General features: G+C 40.9%; 3 protein-coding genes and 1 pseudogene. All 4 read right to left on the reverse strand.

Features of this window, described 5'->3' with window-relative positions:
- Positions 1–25 precede the first annotated feature (25 nt).
- The gene (locus KJB35_RS27895; RefSeq protein ID WP_039989863.1) at positions 26–433 is read right to left on the reverse strand and encodes a DUF1330 domain-containing protein; all 408 of its coding nucleotides are present in this window, start codon (positions 431–433) and stop codon (positions 26–28) included.
- A gap of 155 nt (positions 434–588) precedes the next feature.
- Positions 589–801, reverse strand: a complete 213-nt coding sequence (locus tag KJB35_RS27900; RefSeq protein ID WP_025633420.1) for a DUF3892 domain-containing protein — start codon at positions 799–801, stop codon at positions 589–591.
- A 214-nt stretch (positions 802–1,015) separates the two neighbouring features.
- Positions 1,016–1,447: pseudogene (locus KJB35_RS27905) on the reverse strand (NUDIX domain-containing protein).
- A 244-nt stretch (positions 1,448–1,691) separates the two neighbouring features.
- Positions 1,692–1,886, reverse strand: coding sequence for a hypothetical protein (locus tag KJB35_RS27915; protein ID WP_085570192.1), 195 nt, complete (start codon positions 1,884–1,886; stop codon positions 1,692–1,694).
- Positions 1,887–1,960: the final 74 nt, after the last annotated feature.

The raw sequence follows: 1,960 nt of genomic DNA on the forward strand, positions 1-1,960 counted from the left end.
CTTAAACAGATTGTTATGTTGTGACTCAAGGTATCTTCGTTTCTATGTTTAACTGCCCTGCCAACCCGGCTTCGCGATGCACGCTTAATGCTAAGAACTCTTCGGATGACGTCATTTCAAGAAGCGATTGGCGAGATGGATATTTTACAATGACAAATGAGTCCCAAAGGTCTTCAACTTGCCCAAGAATAAGACCAGTCACCTCTGAATAGAAGACAACCTCAGCACCATACTTTTCCAAAACCTTAAGCATAGGCTGACCATAAAGTTCATATGCTTCTTTGCCCGTTAGATTAGTTTCTCGACCATCTGCATATTCTGCCTTCTCTTTAAACTTGAAAAGGTTTAGTAGATGAATTTCACCTGATTCCGGTGAAGATTTTAACCTTTCCATCTGACTTTCTGATGGAAAAAGCTGATTCAGAACTTCCATATTCTCTCCTGCAACATAACGCCGCATTAAGGTGTGAGCAACGCTACCACGACACTAAACCATTGCACCGTAAACACGAAACCCAACGATGGAACGAAAAATGCCAAGCGTTGGGAATCACTCTTAAATGCTTTGTTAGCACACAATTTACACAACTAATCTTTGTTTACGTTATTTGATTCCTGTTTATCAGGATTTGAACGAACATAATCTTCACCATTTACATTCACTACGTGATGATTAGGGTGCTTTCCAGCGTTAACCTCATCAACAAGCGTTTCTCGGCTAACGACTCCTCGACCTTGAATTGTATAAGAGTCATTTTCACCATGCTCGCCATCGTTATTGCCACGTATATTTTTAGCCATAAATCCTCCAGTGATATCATGTGAATTCAGTTTCACAGCACTAGAATCGACTAAGTAGAGAATTAATTCAAATGATTGATGTAGAAGTTTGAGTGCTAACGCCCAATTAAGGGGTGAGCAACGCTACCACCCAACCTAAAGCATTGTACCGTAAGCACTAAAATTGAAGTAGAAGCAAAATGCCAAGCGTTGGGAATCCCTCTTAAATTGTTTGTTATATGCACAGAATTTCGACTTGCTTTATGGCGTCAAAGAACAATTTATGACACTTAAAATCGGGCTTACTTCCTACTTTATGTCAGAAGAAACTAAACTCATGCCCACCGTCATCTTGAGTAAAGAAACTCCAGCTATTCGGTAGTTCTTGGTCTATTTCGCAAAGCACAAAATGCCACAGTTGATTTTGAAAACCACTTTCCCAGCAGCCGAGATAGTGAGCGCTCGATACACTAGATAACCCAGATTCTTCTTCCAGCTCTCTCAAAGCGGCACTTTCGATAGAAATGTCCGACGACTCTAGTGTTCCTTTAACAAGTTGAACACCAGCTAATGGATGTTCAAACAACAGTAACTGACGATAGTTCCCTGACTTTCTGAGCACTACAGGGCAGACTTTTACTTCCCTTTTTCGGACTCTTTCTTCCACTGAACTCTCCGTGCATATAACGCCTTGTTAAGGGGTGAGCAACGCAATACCAAAGCCGCCGCATATCACCCTAAACACTAAAATCAACGCATAGTAAAAATGCTACGCGTTGCGAATCCCTCTTGAACAATTTGTTATATGCCTTACCCACCAATGACACCGAGCCAAACACAAAACTACAACCATCCTGCTCATTTATCACACAATGAGTCGATGCTAATCGTTGTTTTAAATTAAATAATACTCAACTTGAAATTAGTCGTTTGAATAGCTTCAAGCCAAAACTTAGCATGTTGAGAATAAGAAAAGCTACTATGAACATAAATACTGGCTTGTAGAAATCGAATGGCTCCTCAGAACGGAAGAGGTACCGATAGATGCAATCTCCAGCGGCAATCCCTAATGCCATGTAACACTTATTGACGACTTCCTTTGTCATATATCCTCCTTGGCATATAACGCCTTGCTAAGGTGTGAGTAACGCAATACAAAAGCTACCGCACAGCGCCTTAA

Source organism: Vibrio sp. D431a (genome assembly GCF_030248655.1).
In the GTDB taxonomy this organism is placed as follows: Bacteria; Pseudomonadota; Gammaproteobacteria; order Enterobacterales; family Vibrionaceae; genus Vibrio; species Vibrio alginolyticus.

Coding starts and splice junctions, on each gene's coding strand:
- KJB35_RS27895 (WP_039989863.1), bottom strand. CDS start 433: ATGGAAGTTCTGAATCAGCTTTTTCCATCAGAAAGTCAGATGGAAAGG.
- KJB35_RS27900 (WP_025633420.1), bottom strand. CDS start 801: ATGGCTAAAAATATACGTGGCAATAACGATGGCGAGCATGGTGAAAAT.
- KJB35_RS27915 (WP_085570192.1), bottom strand. CDS start 1,886: ATGACAAAGGAAGTCGTCAATAAGTGTTACATGGCATTAGGGATTGCC.